Origin of the sequence: Peribacillus simplex (assembly GCF_030123325.1) — a bacterium.
Lineage (GTDB): Bacteria > Bacillota > Bacilli > Bacillales > DSM-1321 > Peribacillus > Peribacillus simplex_D.
The window spans coordinates 5,306,522-5,324,658 of the sequence record NZ_CP126106.1 but is presented as its reverse complement, the minus strand read 5'-3'; the positions used below and the strand labels follow the sequence as shown (position 1 = coordinate 5,324,658).

The 18,137-nt window shown below is 43.7% G+C and carries 22 protein-coding genes and 1 pseudogene; 9 read left to right on the top strand and 14 right to left on the bottom strand.

All coding sequences use genetic code 11. From position 1 onward, the window contains the following. Nucleotides 1–29 precede the first annotated feature (29 nt). Together QNH43_RS25400 and QNH43_RS25395 are read right to left on the bottom strand one after the other, a co-directional pair. Nucleotides 30–818, bottom strand: a complete 789-nt coding sequence (locus QNH43_RS25400; protein WP_283916175.1) for a cobalamin-binding protein — start codon at nucleotides 816–818, stop codon at nucleotides 30–32. A gap of 9 nt (nucleotides 819–827) precedes the next feature. After that, nucleotides 828–1,310 (bottom strand): divergent PAP2 family protein, encoded by a 483-nt coding sequence (locus QNH43_RS25395; RefSeq protein WP_283916174.1) that lies wholly within the window; start codon nucleotides 1,308–1,310, stop codon nucleotides 828–830. A gap of 269 nt (nucleotides 1,311–1,579) precedes the next feature. On the opposite strand from QNH43_RS25395, the gene QNH43_RS25390 reads away from it, so the two are divergent. After that, nucleotides 1,580–3,085 carry a leucyl aminopeptidase gene (locus tag QNH43_RS25390; protein ID WP_283916173.1) on the top strand — a complete coding sequence of 502 codons (1,506 nt, stop codon included), beginning with the start codon at nucleotides 1,580–1,582 and terminating at the stop codon, nucleotides 3,083–3,085. Nucleotides 3,086–3,143: 58 nt separating this feature from the next. On the opposite strand, the gene QNH43_RS25385 is transcribed toward QNH43_RS25390, so the two are convergent. Continuing rightward, nucleotides 3,144–3,473, bottom strand: a complete 330-nt coding sequence (locus tag QNH43_RS25385) for a YuzC family spore coat inner layer protein (RefSeq protein WP_283916172.1) — start codon at nucleotides 3,471–3,473, stop codon at nucleotides 3,144–3,146. 322 nt (nucleotides 3,474–3,795) lie between these two features. Here QNH43_RS25385 and QNH43_RS25380 point away from each other — a divergent pair, with 322 nt between their 5' ends. The 6 genes from QNH43_RS25380 (at nucleotide 3,796) to QNH43_RS25355 (ending at nucleotide 8,699) form a co-directional block, all read left to right on the top strand. Continuing rightward, on the top strand, nucleotides 3,796–4,545 hold the full coding sequence (locus tag QNH43_RS25380) for a GTP cyclohydrolase II (protein ID WP_283916171.1): 750 nt from the start codon (nucleotides 3,796–3,798) through the stop codon (nucleotides 4,543–4,545). A gap of 13 nt (nucleotides 4,546–4,558) precedes the next feature. Then, on the top strand, nucleotides 4,559–5,659 hold the full coding sequence (ribD, locus tag QNH43_RS25375) for a bifunctional diaminohydroxyphosphoribosylaminopyrimidine deaminase/5-amino-6-(5-phosphoribosylamino)uracil reductase RibD (protein ID WP_283916170.1): 1,101 nt from the start codon (nucleotides 4,559–4,561) through the stop codon (nucleotides 5,657–5,659). A gap of 17 nt (nucleotides 5,660–5,676) precedes the next feature. Then, nucleotides 5,677–6,774 carry an FAD-dependent monooxygenase gene (locus tag QNH43_RS25370; protein WP_283916169.1) on the top strand — a complete coding sequence of 366 codons (1,098 nt, stop codon included), beginning with the start codon at nucleotides 5,677–5,679 and terminating at the stop codon, nucleotides 6,772–6,774. A 15-nt stretch (nucleotides 6,775–6,789) separates the two neighbouring features. Further along, nucleotides 6,790–7,353, top strand: a complete 564-nt coding sequence (locus QNH43_RS25365) for a 5' nucleotidase, NT5C type (protein ID WP_076368134.1) — start codon at nucleotides 6,790–6,792, stop codon at nucleotides 7,351–7,353. A 130-nt stretch (nucleotides 7,354–7,483) separates the two neighbouring features. Further along, nucleotides 7,484–7,882: a hotdog fold thioesterase gene (locus QNH43_RS25360; protein ID WP_283916168.1), complete on the top strand. Its 399-nt coding sequence runs from the start codon at nucleotides 7,484–7,486 to the stop codon at nucleotides 7,880–7,882. A gap of 97 nt (nucleotides 7,883–7,979) precedes the next feature. Continuing rightward, nucleotides 7,980–8,699, top strand: coding sequence for an MOSC domain-containing protein (locus QNH43_RS25355; protein ID WP_283916167.1), 720 nt, complete (start codon nucleotides 7,980–7,982; stop codon nucleotides 8,697–8,699). A gap of 52 nt (nucleotides 8,700–8,751) precedes the next feature. Here QNH43_RS25355 and mnhG read toward each other — a convergent pair whose 3' ends face one another. Genes mnhG through QNH43_RS25320 form a run of 7 tightly spaced genes read right to left on the bottom strand, consistent with a single transcriptional unit; the run spans nucleotide 8,752 to nucleotide 14,480 of the window. After that, nucleotides 8,752–9,090 carry a monovalent cation/H(+) antiporter subunit G gene (gene mnhG / locus QNH43_RS25350; RefSeq protein ID WP_076368132.1) on the bottom strand — a complete coding sequence of 113 codons (339 nt, stop codon included), beginning with the start codon at nucleotides 9,088–9,090 and terminating at the stop codon, nucleotides 8,752–8,754. Further along, nucleotides 9,074–9,346: a Na(+)/H(+) antiporter subunit F1 gene (locus QNH43_RS25345; protein ID WP_434060216.1), complete on the bottom strand. Its 273-nt coding sequence runs from the start codon at nucleotides 9,344–9,346 to the stop codon at nucleotides 9,074–9,076. Before QNH43_RS25345 ends, mnhG begins: the two co-directional genes overlap by 17 nt. An 11-nt stretch (nucleotides 9,347–9,357) precedes the next feature. Then, a complete protein-coding gene (locus tag QNH43_RS25340) occupies nucleotides 9,358–9,834 on the bottom strand; it encodes a Na+/H+ antiporter subunit E (RefSeq protein WP_283916165.1) in 477 nt (158 codons plus the stop codon). A 6-nt stretch (nucleotides 9,835–9,840) separates the two neighbouring features. Beyond that, the gene (locus QNH43_RS25335; protein WP_283916164.1) at nucleotides 9,841–11,322 is read right to left on the bottom strand and encodes a Na+/H+ antiporter subunit D; all 1,482 of its coding nucleotides are present in this window, start codon (nucleotides 11,320–11,322) and stop codon (nucleotides 9,841–9,843) included. Then, a complete protein-coding gene (locus tag QNH43_RS25330) occupies nucleotides 11,315–11,656 on the bottom strand; it encodes a Na(+)/H(+) antiporter subunit C (RefSeq protein ID WP_076368129.1) in 342 nt (113 codons plus the stop codon). Before QNH43_RS25330 ends, QNH43_RS25335 begins: the two co-directional genes overlap by 8 nt. After that, complete coding sequence (locus QNH43_RS25325) at nucleotides 11,656–12,078, bottom strand: Na(+)/H(+) antiporter subunit B (protein ID WP_098371445.1); 423 nt, start codon at nucleotides 12,076–12,078, stop codon at nucleotides 11,656–11,658. Before QNH43_RS25325 ends, QNH43_RS25330 begins: the two co-directional genes overlap by 1 nt. Further along, nucleotides 12,075–14,480: a Na+/H+ antiporter subunit A gene (locus tag QNH43_RS25320; protein ID WP_283916163.1), complete on the bottom strand. Its 2,406-nt coding sequence runs from the start codon at nucleotides 14,478–14,480 to the stop codon at nucleotides 12,075–12,077. The genes QNH43_RS25325 and QNH43_RS25320 overlap by 4 nt, the downstream gene beginning before the upstream one ends. Before the next feature lie 404 nt (nucleotides 14,481–14,884). On the opposite strand from QNH43_RS25320, the gene QNH43_RS25315 reads away from it, so the two are divergent. After that, on the top strand, nucleotides 14,885–15,244 hold the full coding sequence (locus tag QNH43_RS25315; RefSeq protein ID WP_283916162.1) for a DUF5366 family protein: 360 nt from the start codon (nucleotides 14,885–14,887) through the stop codon (nucleotides 15,242–15,244). On the opposite strand, the gene QNH43_RS25310 is transcribed toward QNH43_RS25315, so the two are convergent. The 3 genes and pseudogenes from QNH43_RS25310 to QNH43_RS27895 form a co-directional block, all read right to left on the bottom strand. Beyond that, a complete protein-coding gene (locus QNH43_RS25310) occupies nucleotides 15,241–15,882 on the bottom strand; it encodes a penicillin-binding transpeptidase domain-containing protein (RefSeq protein WP_283916161.1) in 642 nt (213 codons plus the stop codon). The genes QNH43_RS25315 and QNH43_RS25310 overlap by 4 nt on opposite strands. Before the next feature lie 13 nt (nucleotides 15,883–15,895). Beyond that, nucleotides 15,896–16,270, bottom strand: a complete 375-nt coding sequence (locus QNH43_RS25305; protein ID WP_283916160.1) for a transglycosylase domain-containing protein — start codon at nucleotides 16,268–16,270, stop codon at nucleotides 15,896–15,898. Continuing rightward, a pseudogene (locus QNH43_RS27895) lies at nucleotides 16,152–16,462 on the bottom strand (transglycosylase domain-containing protein). The gene QNH43_RS25305 and the pseudogene QNH43_RS27895 overlap by 119 nt, the downstream one beginning before the upstream one ends. A gap of 514 nt (nucleotides 16,463–16,976) precedes the next feature. Here QNH43_RS27895 and kapD point away from each other — a divergent pair. After that, nucleotides 16,977–17,600 carry a 3'-5' exonuclease KapD gene (gene kapD / locus QNH43_RS25300; RefSeq protein ID WP_283916159.1) on the top strand — a complete coding sequence of 208 codons (624 nt, stop codon included), beginning with the start codon at nucleotides 16,977–16,979 and terminating at the stop codon, nucleotides 17,598–17,600. A gap of 40 nt (nucleotides 17,601–17,640) precedes the next feature. Here kapD and QNH43_RS25295 read toward each other — a convergent pair whose 3' ends face one another. Further along, nucleotides 17,641–18,027 (bottom strand): kinase-associated lipoprotein KapB, encoded by a 387-nt coding sequence (locus QNH43_RS25295; RefSeq protein ID WP_283916158.1) that lies wholly within the window; start codon nucleotides 18,025–18,027, stop codon nucleotides 17,641–17,643. Nucleotides 18,028–18,137 lie beyond the last annotated feature (110 nt).

The following is an 18,137-nucleotide window of genomic DNA, read 5'->3' as shown; positions in this document are numbered from 1 at the left end:
TTTGATTGTCTGTTTCAGTTGTGACGCTCTTAAACCATGCTTTTGTAGGCTTCAGGATGCAGGGTCTTTGCCAATTTGGAAAGCCCATCCAGCAAACGCGGGGAAGGCCGGCAAAATAATGGTTCTTCCATTATATGAATATTGTTATCCCGGACGGCCTTCATATCAGTCCACCCTTTCCGTTTCTTGACCAGCTCTGGGTTTACTTTTCGTAAGGGGACACCGACCCACGCTAAGCAAATATGGTCGGGATCCCTTTTTTGGACCTCTTCGGAAGTGACTTGAATGCTGGCCATGTCGACATCTTCGAAAAGGTTATATCCTCCCGCAAGCGTGCTGATCTCGGATAACCAATTAACTCCCCCTGGGCTGAATAAGGGATTAGGCCACCATTCCCAATACAGGGATGGCTTCGTTTCGATTTTGTCGGCGACGTTTTTATATTGAAGGATGGCATCACGGAATTTGGCAGCCTGTTCCTCCGCTTTTTCCTTAAGAACCATGGCTTCGCCCAAGGTCAGTAAATCTTTTGCGATTTCTTCAAGTGATTGCGGGTTGAAGATGATATGGGGGATGTTCCGTTCTTTTAGCCCCTCAATATTTTTTTCCATGCCCGGTACACTCAGCGAAGCCAGCACCAAATCGGGTTTTAGTGATTCCACATGATCGATGTCGATTGATAAGTCGGGCCCCACCTTAGGAAGGTGCTGAATGGTTTCAGGCCAATCGGAGTAGTCATCGATGGCGATCAGCTGATCTTCAATCCCTAGATATGTGCATAGTTCCGTATTGCTGGGGCAAAGAGAGATTATTTTCAAATTGAACACCTACCCTTGAAAGATGAAAAAGTGAAGTGCCAGTGCAATGAATACTCCGGTCAAGGCTCCGAAAAATACCTCGATTGGCTTATGGCCCAACAGTTCCTTTAATTGTTGCTGTTTCTGTTTATCTTCCTTTTTCTGCCAGTTCTTTGCCTGCTCGACAAAAGTATTGAAGTCGGTAACGAGCTGATTCAAGACGGCTGCCTGTTCTCCTGCCTGCCGTCTCACTCCTGTCGCATCGAACATCGTGATGACTGCAAAGATCACTGCAACCGCAAATACAGGGGAATCCATTCCGGTTTCGATCCCTACCGCTACGGTTAGGGCTGACACGGCCGCAGAGTGGGAGCTTGGCATACCGCCTGTGGAGTTAATGAGTGACCAGTTCACTTTACGAAATGCTATGAAGTGGATGGGCACTTTAATGAATTGAGCAAAGAAGATGGCAATCAATGCTGCGATTAAAGGGAAGTTGAGTAATAATTCCAAGAGTATCAGCCTTCTTTCTAGTTATAAGTAAAGATGAATTCCATATCTGGGTATATACATCCTGCTCGGAATAAGGCCCTTATTATTAGTTCCATTCAGTCCTGTCGATTCCCTGCTGGTAATAGTAAAATATGATCTTTCTTATACTATTACTCTAAAGTCACCCATTCTAAACAATATCCCTTTTTATTATTATTTACGTGGGCCTTATTCGAAAATTTTTGAAGATTTCGTTATAATGATTGTAATCGAATGGAGGAGGTAGCAGAATGTTCACAGTAAAAGATTCCCTGAATATAGATTTGATTGAGGAATGCCTGGTTCTAGGGGTATTTGACAGACCCGTAAAATTTACAGGCATAGGAAAAGATGCGGATGAACGATTGGACGGCCAGCTAACAGAGTTAGTGAAGGCCGGAGAAATCTCTTCCAGGAAAAAATCGGTGGTCAAAATACATACCTTAGGTAAATTAGGCGTAAAGAGATTGATTTTCGTAGGGTTAGGCAAGGAAAAGGAGCTATCCTTTGAAACTCTCCGCGAAGCGTTGGGAAAAGCGCGTAAGACGATTGAAGAGTCCAAGGTTACGACTCTTTCGATCGCTTTGGATACATTCACGACTGAAGATCTGGATGCATTGGACGCAGCGCATGCTTGTTCAGAGGCTTTCGAACTTGCTTCCTATAAATTTGACGGATACAAGCAAAAATCGAACCAGGTCGAAAAAAGCCTCGAGTCGATTACGGTTTACAGTGAATATGATCAAGAAGAGGTCGGTGCCGCGCTTCATGTAGGGAGAATCTTCGGAAAGGCGACGAACTCAGCCAGAACATTGGTCAACACACCAGGCAATTTGTTGACTTCCACGGATTTGGCGGATTATTCATCAGCCTTGGGCGAACGTTATGGTTTTGAAGTGGAGATACTCGAGAAGGGAGACATGCTCAAGTTGGGAATGGGCGCACTCCTTGCTGTCAATAAAGGTTCGGTCGAGCCTCCGAAAATGATCGTCCTGAAGTATCAAGGTAAGGATGAATGGAAGGATGTTATCGGCCTGGTCGGTAAAGGCATCACATTCGATACGGGTGGATACTCATTGAAAACGAAGGCCGGAATCGTTGGGATGAAGACGGATATGGGCGGTGCGGCAGCAGTTTTAGGTGCAATGGAAATTATCGGCGAATTAGGACCGGATCAAAATGTCGTGGCTGTCATTCCTTCCACTGATAACATGATCAGCGGTGATGCATTCAAGCCGGATGATGTAATCACTGCCATGAGCGGCAAGACGATAGAGGTATTGAATACGGATGCGGAAGGCCGGCTGGTTTTGGCGGATGCCATGACTTATGCAAAACATCATGGTGCTGACTATCTTATTGACGTTGCCACTTTAACGGGTGGTGTAATAACGGCACTGGGCATGGATATGACGGGTGCAATGACAAATGACACGGAATTCTATGAACAAGTGGTCAAAGCTTCAGAGGAGGCCGGGGAGCCCATTTGGAGATTGCCGATTACAGAAAAGGATAAAGAACGGGTACGCAATAGCAAAATAGCGGATTTGAATAATTCACCTGGAGGGGCAGGACATGCGATCATGGGCGGGGCCTTCATCGGCGAATTTGCTGAAGGCACACCTTGGGTGCATCTGGATATTGCCGGAACTTCCACAACCTCGAGCAGCTCCGAATTGTGCACGGCAGGGGCTACCGGTGTCATGGCACGAACGCTTGCACTATTGGTTGAAACCTTTGAAACGAAAACAAGATGAACCCAAATATCCGAAGCCGAAAATAGGCTTCGGTTTTTTTACCAAAAGGTGTTGGACGTTATACATCCCTCCATTTCAAGCTGACGATGATATGACAATTTTCTTCCCCCGCTTTAGGATAGAAATCAAACCGGATTCCATCGGGGTTATACGTGATATCAGGTTCGTTGGTAATTCCTATCTTTCGGATCATATCGATCACGACACTCTTTTGCGATGCTTGGGCAGCAGTCATCAACCGGTTCGAGAAAGGCTTTGATGTGGCTAAAGTATCCATGACCTTTTTTACATCAAGCATTAAAGATTGCGAGGTCTTTGCCGATTTAACTAGCAGATCTGGGTTGGGTGCCGAGTAGGGACGCAATGCTCCTTCCCGTTCCCGATTCATATTCATTGCCCCGGCGTGAGGCGGAAATAGGATAGGGTCATATAAAAAATAAGGGAAATCCTCCAAAAGGTTTCCGTCCTTTCCTTAAGTCTGTCTATAGACACGTTTTCGTTATACGTTAAAATATGTATAAAGACCAGCCGATATGATAGCGGTTTGTGAATGACCTTTCTTCTTCACCAAAACTTCTTGAAAATTATGATCAAAGACACACTATTATTTGTAAACTGCTTCATTGACAGGTATAGTGTATAGTAATATACTTACTTACCTAAAGTAAGGAGAAGACACACTATAAATTTATAAAATAGGTGATGTTAACATGAAAATAACCGAAAAAACAAAAAACCTTTTAATAGATAAAATGAATATCATCAAAACCCCGGGGAAAGCTGATATATGCCTTGTGGGGCCTGTGAACCTGCCTGTTGAACAAGGAGATTTCTCAACTGTATTCCAATGGTATACATGGCTTCAGCTTGACGGCGCGGACAATGACAAGGAAGCGGTGCTTGATTCGCTTTCGGAAGCCAACCTCGCTTTTGGACAGCAATCTTCCGTATTGGTGTATGGGGATTTTAAAAACTCGGGGGATGCACTTGTACGGATGCATAGCATCTGTCACACAGGTGATATCTTCGGCAGTAAACGCTGTGATTGCGGCTACCAGCTCCACCAATCAATGAAAATGATAGCCGAGCATGGGTGCGGGGCCATCTTTTACCTTGCAGACCATGAAGGAAGAGGGATTGGCCTGTTTTCCAAATCACTTGCCTATTTGCTTCAGCAGGAGGGTTATGACACGGTCGAGGCGAATGAGGCGTTAGGATTCGAAGATGATACGCGATCTTACGAGGGAGCCATTCGAGTGTTGAGCGAACTGCGCGAGGATCCGGTGACTTTAATCACGAACAACCCGAAAAAGCTGGACGCCCTCATGAAGCATGGACTTGCGGCAAAGGACCATATTCCGCTTTGGGGCGGTTTGACGGAAGATAATAGTTTCTATCTGGATACAAAGGTTAAGAAGTCTGGACATATTCCCCAAAAGAAGCCAACTTTGATTGTATAAGGAGAGCTATAGTATGAATGATGATCAATATTACATGAAGCTGGCACTGGATTTGGCGGCCAGTGCAAAAGGAAAGACGAATCCGAATCCAGTGGTCGGTGCAGTCATAGTCAAAGACGGTGTGATAGCCGGGACAGGAATCCACCGTAAAGCGGGTGAACCGCATGCGGAAGTACATGCTTTCAAAATGGCGGGTGAGTATGCAGAAGGTGCAACGCTATATGTGACTCTTGAGCCTTGTTCCCATTATGGAAAGACACCTCCTTGTGCAAATTTGGTGAAAGAATCAGGTGTGCGAAGAGTTGTTGTGGCTACTCAGGATCCGAATCCGGAGGTGGCCGGCAGAGGGATATCGATCATAAAGGATGCGGGCATTGAAGTGGAAGTTGGCATCCTGGAAAAGGAAGCTCAAAGGCTGAATGAGCGTTTCATTCACAATATGCTCACGAATCGTCCATTTGTCATATCGAAGAATGCGATGACGCTTGATGGAAAACTTGCAACCCACACAGGCCATTCAAAATGGATAACAGGGGAAGAGTCACGTCACTCCGTTCATTTGCTGCGTGATGAGGTGGATGCCATTCTTGTTGGTATCGGGACAGTATTGGCCGATGATCCATCACTGACGACCAGACTTCCGGAGGGCGGAGGGAAAAATCCGGTCCGGATCATTTTAGACAGTGAATTACGGGTTCCCTTGGATGCCAATGTTGTACAAGTATCAGATGCGAAAACCTTGATCGTAACGCAGGCAAATGCACCAGCGGATAAATTAAACCTATTACGTGAAAAAGGGATCGAATTCATTTTCGTCCCCAAAAACGAGACGGGACTGAATCTGAGGGCTTTGATGGAAGAGCTGTATAAAAAGGGGATTACAGATGTCTTGCTGGAAGGCGGAAGCGAAGTGAATGCCTCTTTCCTTAGGGAAGGGCTCATCGATAAATACTTGATATATATAGCCCCTAAACTATTGGGCGGAAGAAACTCATTAACACCGTTTACTGGAATGAATGTGGATACGATGGATGAAGCGATGGATGTTTCCTTCTCTGGCGTGGAAACGTTTGGCGAGGACATACGCATCACGGCTTATCCTAAATTAAAATAGACAACAGGTGAAGAGGCATGTTGGTTAAATCAGATGTATGCATAGTAGGATCAGGACCTGGAGGAGCCCTGCTGGCCTACCTATTGGCCAAGCAGGACATTTCAGTCGTATTGCTTGAGAGGCATTCTGAGGTTTCAAGGGAGTTCAGGGGCGAGTTCTTGAACGATGAAGGAGAGGGCATTCTTAAAAAACATGGTTTATTCGAGAGTGTGGAAAGACTAGGCTTGCTTAGGATGGAACAAATTGAATATTGGAATGACGGCCAAATATTCAAAAGGATTTTCCCTGAATGGCCTGTCGATCATGTTGGGATACATGTCCCTCAAAATTATCTGCTTACAGCTATATTGACTGAAGCCGAAAAGCTGGACTCTTTTCATTTGATGATGAATACGAGGGTTACGGACTTGATACAGAATGAAATGGGCCGTTTTACGGGTGTCAAGGCTCGAAATGGCGGAAATGACCTGGAAGTGCAAAGTTCATTGATAATCGGAGCGGACGGCAGATTTTCCATTGTTCGAAAAAAAGCGGGGATTCCAGTGGTGATTAAAAATCATGGTTATGATTTACTATGGGCAAAAATTCCAGCCCCCGAGGGATGGAAGCCTTCGATCAAGATGGCATTGGTCAATGGCTCACAGGTTGCCCTCTTCACTCAGTCTGGAGGTTTCATCCAAATTGGCTGGAATATAGAGCATGGTTCGTTCCCCCATTTGCGAAAACAGCATTTTGAGCCATTCATTGAAGATTTGCTTTTTGCCTTTCCTGAATTAAAAAAGGTTGTGAGTGAAAATATCCGCTCTTGGCATGACTTCATTTTATTGGATGTTTACAGCAGCTATTGTGAAACATGGACAAAGGATGGCGTTGCTTTATTAGGTGATGCAGCCCATACGATGACACCTACAGGTGCGTTTGGACTCAATTGTGCCATGAAGGATGCCGATATATTAGCCGAGCTTATTTCTGGATGCATCCGGCAGGGGGATACTGGTTTCCTTGGTCTTAAAATGGCTGAGCCAAAAAGAAAAGCTGAAATTGAAAGATTACAGGCCATCCAGGTGGACAAGGAAATTTCCTTCGCATCACAGTTTGCCGCCGCTTATGTTTGAATGGGAGTGAAGGATATGAAATTCGGTTTTGATATTGACGATACCCTTATTAACTTGAGGGAGTTCGCGTTCCATCTTTATAATGAAAAGCTTAATACGAACATAGAGATAACGAAATTCAGAGCTTTAAAGACGTTGGAGATCCATGAAGCTTTCGGGCTTGATAAAGAGGCGGGGGGCAAGATGTGGAACAGCCTTGCCGAAGAAGTGTATTATTCATCCTGTCCAGCCTTCGAGGGCGCAGTGGAAACGCTGCAGGAGCTTGAACGCGATGGTCATGAAATCTATTACATCACCGCCAGAAAAGCGGAGCATGGTGAACGGACGAAAAAATGGCTGATTGAAAACGGCTTTCCGGTTAAGGATGACCACTTTTACTGCGGTATGAAGGATCATGAAAAAATTGATACGATCCGCAAATTGGAATTGGATTATTATTTTGATGATAAACCGGCAGTGTTGGAAACTTTATTGGATCTTCCGACGAAAGTGTATGCAATGGATAACTCCTATAATAGGGAATTGGATATTCCAAGATTGACAAGCTGGCTTGAATTAAAAGAAATCCTCTCCAAATAATACAATTCACATTATTGACGGATGACTTGATAGACTTGGGTCATCCTTTTTTTGTATACTGATATGAATAGTGATTCATTTTTTTGATGTACATGGCAAGAAAAAAAACATGAGAGTTGGGGGTAATGGGATGGAGAGAAATATTGAAAAGTCATTGATAGGCACGCTTGGGATAGAAATGAAAGAAGTCGGTGATGGGAAAGTCATTGCAACGATGCCTGTGGATGAACGGACTAGGCAGCCTTATGGTTTATTGCATGGGGGAGCGTCCGTTGCCCTTGCCGAATCTGTTGCAAGTTTTGGCGGCATGCAGCTGGTGGATAGTGCAAAACAAGCTGTCGTCGGCCTTGAAATCAATGCCAATCATGTAAGGGGCGTCCGTTCCGGTTTTGTTACCGCAGAAGGGAACATCATCCATCGCGGGAAGACGACGATGGTGTGGGACGTGAAAATCCGTGATGAAGAGGATCATCTTATCTGCGTTTCACGCTGTACATTGGCCGTTATCGACTTACCAAAGCCAAAGTGAATCTAAGAACAATCGCAATAAAGTTGGATAATGATTCTACAATGTCCGGTTTAATTATAAAATGGCAGAAGATTATTGTATGAAAAGAGGTTTTTTTATGCTGATTGGTCATATACAAGAAATCACCCGTCATCCTGTAAAATCATTCACTGGTGAACAGGTACAGAAAACGAGGGTGATGGATTATGGACTATATGGAGATCGCAGTCATGCCTTTAAAGGCAAAAATGGAAAGTTCCTTACGATAACCCAAGTCCCGGAAATGGTCCGTTATCAAGCTGCTTTTGCTGGTGAGGAAACCCTTGGCCAATATCCGGAAATCAAGGTGAAGACCCCAACAGGACAGGTGCTGACATGGGGAGAGGAAGCCTTTCAGGAGGAAATGGAGCGGTTGTTGAAACAGGAAGCAGCACCAGTTGTTTATCATCCTGCACATATTCCGTTAGGTGCGATTGAAGAAGAAAACATCCTGCTTGTCAGTGATGCCTCGATTGGCGAATTGTCAAAGCTTTGGGGTAAAGAGCTGGATGGCAGGAGATTCAGGCAAAATTTAGTGCTAAATTTAGTGAACAAAACGCCCTTTTTAGAAGAGCAATGGTTCGGAAAAAGGATTCTAATCGGAAATGAAGTGGAATTGGAGATCAAAAGGCATTGTGAGCGCTGTATGATCATAACTGTCGATCCAAGTGATTCACACAGAGATCCATCATTACTGAAAACTGTCGTCAAGGAAAGGAACAATCATTTTGGCGTATATGCCTCGGTCATGCAAACAGGTGAAATCAGAGTGGGCGACCAGGTATTTTTAAAAGATTGAAACAGAAAAGAGCTGCTCCTGTAATCAGGGCAGCTCTTTTGCATGGCAGGGATCACCGGGTTTTCTTTAAATCATCCTGGACACTCCGATCCCACATTTTTACGCCAGTATGATAAGCCGAGCGCATGATTAAATGTCCGGCAACAGGACTGGTCATGAAGATAAAGATGATCGCGAGCACGACCCGGAAATCGAAATGGCCATGTTCATAGTAAAAATATAACAAGGTGCCGATCAGGATGAACATGATTCCAAGTGTCGAGCTCTTTGAGGCAGCGTGATTTCTAGTATAGACGTCGGGCAGCCGGATGATGCCGAAAGCCGAGACTAAAAAGAGAAAGACTCCCATTAGTAGGAATAGGGCCGATAGGATTTCAACGATTGCGGTCATCTTCGATTATCTCCCCTTTCTCAAGGAATTTGGCGAAAGCGACCGTTCCGATGAAAGATAGGATCCCGAGCAGAAGAATGGCCTCCAGATATGCGCTTGTATCCATGACAATGGAGGCAAGTGCAACTATTGCGATAAGATTGATTCCCATTGCATCGAGTGCGATGACCCGATCCGGTACGGAAGGCCCTTTGATTAAACGGTATAAGAATCCAATCATGGAAAGCGAAACACCTAGCAACGCGAATTTAAGCATTAGATCGAACATTATTTGCCCACCTCCATAATCGCTTTTTCAAATGTATTCTTAATGCTGTCCACAGCCTCATCTTTGTCGGCAATATCCATCGCGTGGATATAAAGAATCCGATTATCTTCCGATACTTCAACGACAAGTGTTCCTGGTGTAAGTGTAATTAAATTTGATAGTATCGTAATTTCCCAATCCTTAGTCAGCACGGTTTCAAATGCGAATATGCCAGGTCTCATATCCAGGCTCGGTTTAAGCACGGCCTTAAGGACGCTAATGTTGGAAAGTATGAGTTCCCTTGCGAATATGAGGAGCAATAGAATGACGGCATTCACCCTTTTCAAATAAAAACGTTCATTGAAAAAATGACGGAAGACGAACATGATGCCGAGCCCCAATATATATCCGATGATAAAAGTGCTCCCGTTAAACTCATTTTTCAAAAACATCCAGATAACCGCAAGGAACACATTCAGTAAAATTTGGAATGACATCAGGCACTACTCCTTTAAAACCGCTTTGTTATAGATTTCGGGATTCATTAATGAATCCACAGCTTGTGTAATGAATGGGTAAATCGATTCGGTTCCCACTCCGAATAAAACGGAAATGATCACAAGTATGACGGCAGGGACCAGCATTTGATTAACCGTTTGATTAGTTAAGGCATAATCAGCTTTCGGAGTTCCCCAAAATCCATTCATGAATATTTTCATGACGGAATATAGGACCATCAAACTTGAAAGTAAGACAATGGCCATTCCAAGGTAGGCCCCTTTTTCGGCAGCTCCCTGAAGAATCAGGAGCTTGCCGGCAAAACCGCTGAACGGAGGGATACCAGCCAATGAAATGGCGGCTATGAAGAAGGTCCATGCAACGGCCGGGTATTGCTTGATCAAGCCGCCCATGTCCCGTAAATCATCCGATCCGCTGATTTTGATCATGATTCCCACCAGCAGGAAGAGTGCAGCCTTGATCAGCATGTCGTGAATGATATATAGAATGGAGCCTGATAAAGCCTGTTCATTCATGACGGAGATGCCGAACAGGATAACCCCGACTGCGATGATGATATTGTAAATGATGATTTTTTTTACATCCCAATAAGCTATCGCACCAATGACACCGATGATGATGGTCAAGATTGCAAGTATCGCAAGGAAAGTATGGGTGAAATCCTGGTCATGATAAAACATGATTGTATAGGTCCTGAAAATGGAATATATCCCGACCTTTGTCAGCAATGCCCCGAATAGGGCCATCACTGGAATGGGTGGAGCATAATAGGACCCAGGGAGCCATTGGAAGAGCGGGAAAATGGCTCCCTTCAAACCGAATACGATCAGAAAGCCAATCGCTATCACCGAGACGATTCCAGGCTGGTGGACTTCCGCTATCCTTTGGCTGATGTCCGCCATGTTCAATGTTCCTAGAACTGAATAAAGGTACGCCACCATGATGACGAAAAAGGAAGAGGAAAGCACATTGACGATGATATACTTCAATGATTCCCTCAGCTGGATTTTCGTCCCTCCCAGTACAAGAAGCACGTAGGAAGCCATCAGCATGACTTCGAAGAAAACGAATAGATTGAAAAGATCCCCCGTAAGGAAGGCACCGTTTACACCAATCAGCAAAAATTGAAAAACAGGATAATAATAATGTCTTTCACGTTCCTCCCCTATGGAGTGAAACGAGTAAAGCAATATGGACAATCCAATGATATTCGTGGTCAGTACCAGCAGTGAAGAAAGCATATCTGCGACGATCACGATCCCGAATGGCGCGTCCCAGCTGCCGACACCTAAAGTCAAGATCCCTTGAGTATGGACCGTAAATACCAGATAAAGGGAAATCGCAATTCCCATAAGAGAGGAAAAAAGGGATATCCCTCTTTGCAGCTTGATTTTTTTTGCAAAGAAAATGAGAAAGATGCCTGTGAAAAGCGGCCATAAAACAGGCATGAAAGTAAGATTATTCATTCGCTTCCGTACCTCTCATTTCTTCCATGTCATCCGTACCGAGTTCCTGGTAGGTCCGATAAGCAAGTACCAGCAGGAATGATGTTACCCCGAAACTGATGACGATCGCCGTCAAGATAAGCGCTTGCGGAAGCGGATCGACATAGGATGCAGCTTCATCACTCAGCAATGGAACGGAACCGCCTTTCAAACCGCCCATCGTCAAAATCAAAAGGTGGGCGCCGTGACTGAGCAGCCCAGTACCGATTATGATTCTTAAAATGCTTTTGGAAAGCATTAAATATGTCGCACACATAAATAGTATTCCAATGACAATGGCCATTAAAAGTTCCATTATTCACTCTCCCCTATCGTTTGAATAATGGTCATCGTTACACCAACAACCACAAGATAAACTCCCAGATCAAAAAGTACCGCGGTATGAAGCGAAATGTGCCCAAGAAGCGGTAAATCAACATAATGATAAACATGTGTCATGAGGGGCACCCCGAACACCAGCCCACCGGCTACGGTCAGGCTTGATATGAACAAGCCTGAACCGATCATTAACTTATAGTCAATCGGCAAGATGCCGGTAACGGTCTTAATGTCGAAAGCGAGCAACAGCAGGACTATGGCGGCCGATGTCATTAAACCGCCGACAAACCCGCCTCCTGGCGAATAATGCCCGCCTAAAAAGATGGCAACCGCGAACAGCAGGATAACAAAGGCGGCGACTTTCGTAACCGTTTGGAGTATCAGGTCATTTTGCTTCATGATTTATCTTTCCCCCCCGTCAAACGCAATTTGATCATCGCGAATATTCCGAGCGCAGCGATGGAAAGGACACTGATTTCAAACATCGTATCAAGTCCGCGGAAGTCTACGAGAATGACATTTACGACGTTTTTTCCGCCTGCTTCCTTATAAGCATTTTCAAGATAGTAATTTGATATGGAACCAAATAGTTTATTGCTATGTGCCGATAAGGCGATCAATGTCACGATGACTCCTACACCGATGGATATCAAGGCGTTATTCAACTTGAATGTCATCCGTTCTTCCTTTCTGCTTGCCATTAACGGAAGGTGGAAGAAACAGAGCAAAAACAGGGATACCGAAATCGTTTCGATGACTAGTTGAGTCAGGGCTAAATCCGGTGCCCGCAGCAAAACGAAAAATAAGGAAATCGCATAACCGACCGCTCCTAAAATGATAATGGAAGTTAAACGGGATCTTGCAAACAGAATGGCGATCGAGCCAATCACGATGATCGCTGCTAATACCAATTCATATATGCCGATCGGGGCAAAATTCCCTGTATCCAACTTAAATGCATCCTTCCAATAGAGTGTAAAGCTCAATGAGAGAATGAAGAAAAGGAAGATTGACAGCAGATATGTCCGAATATAACCTGTCATTAAAAATTTCATGACGGAAGATGCTGAGCGTTCGAGCCCTCTAACCCCGTTATCATACAAAGCATTCAGGGAGATACGCTCAGGAATCCACTGAGTGATCTTCTGCCACTTCGGGAGCGTTTTGTATAAAAGGATTCCAAATGCTATGATGCCGACGGTCATCCAGACTTCAGTATTGAATCCATGCCAGAAGGCGATATGGACTTTGAAATCGGCACCCGCCAAGCTTGGCTGTATGCCGGCAACCGCAGGTTCAATGATTCGTGAAGATAGCAAGTTTGGAAAAATACCGAAAACGATGACCAACGAAGCAAGGATGATCGGGGATATCAGCATCCCGACCGGTGCCTCGTGGGGCTTCTTGTCCAATAGTTGCAACTGAAGTTTGCCTGTAAAGGGTTTGAGCACGACGATCATGCTATATATAAAAGTGAAAACACTGGCTACCCATGCCACCACAGGGAAAAGGACCCCCCATGTCTCCATATTGAAGATATTCAATTCCAATACATTCACCATGCTGGCCAAGAACATTTCCTTGCTCAAAAAACCATTGAAGGGCGGAAGTCCAGCCATTGAAAAAGCACCTATGACAGCGACCGTGAAAGTGATCGGCATCAACTGCATCAATCCGCCAAGCTTTCTGATATCACGTGTACCGGTTTCATGGTCAATGATGCCTGCAACCATGAAAAGGCTGCCTTTAAAGGTCGCATGATTAATCAAGTGGAAAACTGCAGCAACCGTGGCTGCCAAGTATATATTTTCCCCAAAAGATTCATAGTGAAGGGCCGCCGCACCAAGTCCCAAAAGCGACATGATCAATCCGAGCTGACTGATGGTGGAAAAAGCGAGAATCCCCTTTAAATCAGTCTGCTTGATTGCAGAGAATGAACCCCAGAACAGGGTGATTAATCCGGCGATCGAAACGAGCCAGAACCATAATCCTGATTCTGCAAAAACAGGGCTTAATCGGGCTACCAAATAAATTCCGGCCTTGACCATTGTGGCGGAATGAAGGTAAGCACTGACCGGTGTCGGGGCTTCCATCGCGTCAGGCAGCCAGATATGGAACGGGAACTGTGCGGATTTGGTGAACGCGCCAAGCAGCACAAGCAAAAGTGCAGGAATGAAGAGCGAGTGGTCCATAAGTTCCCCGCTTTGGGCAATCAGTTCACGAATGCTGAATGTGTTCCCCATAATGGAAAGGAGAATGATGCCGCCAAGCATGCTTAAGCCGCCAAGCACAGTGATCAGCAGGGATTTCTGCGCCCCATAACGTGAACGCTCCCTTTCATTCCAATATCCTATCAATAGAAAAGATGATAAACTCGTGAATTCCCAAAATGTATAAAGGACAATTAGATTATCGGATAGGACGACACCAAGCATCGCTCCCATGAAAAGCAAAAGGAAGACGTAAAATTGGTTCAGCTTTTCTTTCTCTTTCGATAAATAGAAAATGGAATACAGAACGACGAGCGAACCTATACCAGTAATGAGCAAGGCGAACAAAAGCCCTAGTCCATCTACATAGAAATCAACATGAATTCCGAGAGAAGGAATCCATGTAGCGCTCTCCATAATGATATCCCCTTGTTTGGTCAAGGAAATGAACCTTGAAAAATAGGTGAAAAGGAGAATCGGTAAAATCAATACAAACCATCCTGTGTGTATTTGTCGAAATAGTTTGTATAATATTGGTACAATAATTGCTAATAGAAACGGTGATAATACCGCCCAATGAAGTAAAGACATAAAACCCCCCCCTTTTTAAAACGAAGTCAGTCGTCTTATTATGCTTTTTTTGACCAATCCTAGACGTTAGGAAAGCTTCGCTGAATATGTATTTTTTTATCGAATGCTTGTCTCGCTTAAAAGTATAACGCAATTTATGTGGGTTTGCATGGCTTTGAAAACGGTGAAGGCCAACTTGAATGAAGTTTTATATATAGGTAGAAAAGGAGGGGGAACTGACCTAAAAAATTTTTTTCTAGGGTGAATTAGTAGAGTATCCATTGTAAAATGATGGATTATCTAGCGTAATTAGGATAAAAGATGCATGGATGGAGAAATCATGAAAAACACACATTACTTAGCTATTACCAATCAATTCAATCTTATTATTCAGCCTCTCCTTTGCCGTTTATGGGGAAATGTAAATGCTCAATTTATTTGGGAATTTGGGAATCTACCAAGGGATGCTTGATTTCTTTTCTGAAACCGGCATAAAGCTGGCGCTGCTGATCGTATTGCTCCTATTATTCTTCATGGTTTTTGCTGCATTGAAGTTGATCTCCGATATGATATGGGAGCTGTCTTTATTATTCTTTTCCAAGGATTCGGAAGGTAAAGCCCTGAACAGTGTAAGAAAGGGATCTGTCATATATGTGATTGGCGGTGCCTGTTCATTGTTCAGTGTTCAATTCATCATCGGGCTTGGGTCGATCTTTATCGCAACGAATATTGTGGCTTTAATTTATTTTGTCAATAAGTTAAGCCCGAGCCTGAATTTATCTTAGGCTGGTGGGATTGGTGCCGAGATGGCACCTTCATTATTATGGCTATATGGCTGATAGTTTCCATCATTGAAGGAAGTATAGGCATTCGTCAGTTCAAGGGGACTCATGCCATATTCGAATCCGCCTATGGACGAACTTGTATGGTGGTCTTTTTTGCTTACCTTTTTAAAGTCGAAAGCATCCAAGTACTTGAAACTCGTTTCCATCCCCGTCTTTTCAAAAAGCCTAATGGCGGGTGTGTTATAGGATTGAGCGAAGGCATTTCTTAGTGTGACCATTCCGTAGCTGTCGCCGCTATAGTTCTTTGGGCAATAGCTTGCTCCGCTAACGAGCTGATTGATGTCGGCATCCGTTTCTTCTAAATAGGGAACATAATCGAGAAGTGGATTAATGGCTGAGCCTGGCTGCCTATAGCTTTGGTATGCCCGATTGAAAGAATTTTTTTTATAATCCTTTCCCCCAATCAAAGAGACAAGCTCGTGCGTATGATGCTGTATAACCACTAAAGCTCCCTCGATATCATTGACACCAATTTTTGATTGAACTACAGTCTTTGACTGTGTTTGCAGTTTAGTATCGAGGGCGGTATGGATGGTTAAACCGGAATTCAAAAGCTTTTTTACCTTTTCATCCAGCACGGCTTCCGCCTGCTTACGTATAGCGACATCGGGACTTGTCGAGACCCTCGTGGGATGCAACCAGGTTTTTCAATTCCTGATGAACATACGTCACGTAATCGTGATATAAGTCGACCGGGGTGGACAAGTCTAATTTAATCGTACTTTTGATAAGCATTTCGTACTCGTCCTGTTTTAAATCACCTTCGGCCGCCATTTGTTTCAGTAATCTCTCCTGACGCTTTTTCGTAGCATCGAAATGTTTAAGAGGATTATAGTTTTCCGGATTATTAGGGATTGCGGCCGGGAAGGCAAGTTCCGCCTTGGATAACTCTCCAGTCTGGTTTACTGAAATAATACTGGGAAGCAGCTTCGATTCCATAAGTTCCATTACTGAAATATATGGCATTCAAATACAGCTCCATGATTTCCGGTTATACGTCCTATCATGTGAGAGATAAACATTCCTGGAGAGTTGCTGGGTAATGGTACTGCCGCCTTGTTCGATTGTTTTATTTTGTGAATGGATAAGAAGCGCCCTGCTTATGCCGGATATGTCAACGCCTGCATGATCATAAAATTTCTGATCCTTTGTAACGATGAACAGGTTTTCCAGGAAAAGTAGGATGTCTTCAAGTTTTTCTCACCAGTGGAAATTTCACTGATGACCTTTCCATTTGCGGCCTTCATGTGACTATTCTGAGCCAGTTTTATCGATTCAATGGGAATTCGCTCGTCGAGTACATGATAGGGAGATTGGTTAAGGACCACTCCTGATAAGAAAGGAAAATGAAAAGGATCAATATGGGAACGAAGGGGAAAATCGTGATATAACCAAGATACGTGCGCATAGTTCAACTTCCTAACAAATATATTTTTAGTATGTCCTTGGATTGAAGGGATGAAAAAATGGTACTTTTGGTTTGTTCATCCATCATGATCCAAATAAGGTAGACAATTAAGATTTTTGGGTGAATGAGGTATGATGTCAGGATCCGTATCCGGATGGTGTATTACGATTCCAAGAAAATAACTTTCTAAATCTTCTGTTATAATGAGAAAAAACCATTTTTTGTTTATATGTTGATGTCAAGAATATGAAGGGGGTCATAAAAATGGAGGAACAACAGCAATATGTATTCATTGATTTTGAATTTACGATGCCGGAAGGAAAAGCCAATCCAGTAGGGTTTTATCCGGAAATCATTGAGGTTGGTTTAGTCACCGTCATTAATGAGACCATTCAGGAACAATTCTCATCTTTTGTTAACCCAATGAAATTTCCAGTTTTGACGGGAAGATGCAAGAAGTTCTTGAACATTGCACAGGATCAGGTGGACCAGGGGATTTCATTTGAAGAGCTGGTTACTTTATTGAAGAAAATAGATGAGCAGCACCCGACGACGATTGTTACATGGGGAAATATGGACATGAAGGTGCTTCGCCAGAACTGTCAGAAAGCAGGGTTGGATTTCCCTTTTTCAGGGAAACAAATTGATCTTTGCCTGGAGTATAAACGCTTTTTCGGGGATCAAAACCAAACCGGACTTTGGAAAGCTGTACAGGCCTATGGCAAAGAAGGGACAGGCAAGCATCACAGGGCGCTGGATGATGCCATTACGACATATAATATCTTTAAATTAGTAGAGAAAGATAAAAGTTATATGAAAAATCATGAACCGACGACAATTGGCGATCGCATTGATTTATCAAAGGTATTGAATCATTTAGCGTTATAAAAGCCAAATCATATACTACTGATTTGGCTTTTATCATGCTTTATTTGAAATAGTCTGCCGCTAGATCTTCAAGCAACTGTAAGCTTTTATCATTCCACTCTGTATGGGCTTCGCTTAAAGTGCTTTTCATTTTCTCAACAGCTTCTCTTAAGGATTCCTTATACTCAGGAATCTCCTCATCAAAGTTCCTTACCATGTTCTTTGGTACATTGGTTTGCTCCCGGAATGCAAGAGCACGCCGCTGATGGAACATGGACACTTCCGTTTGCTTCGGGTTATGAAGATCTCCCTGCATGGGATGCTTCAAGACAGCCAACACTTTAACAAGATATGCAGCAGGTCTGATATCGGTGACTTCCCCGATGTATTTTCCAGTTTTATATATGGCGGTGACCTTATCGCCGATTTTAAAATCCTGTTCTGACATTTCCCTACCACCTTTCTTTTAACTTCCTTCATGATACATAAGAACAACGATTTTTCACAGCGAATTTGTTCAATTTCGTAAAGATGCTTTTTTTATGAAAATCGTGTAAA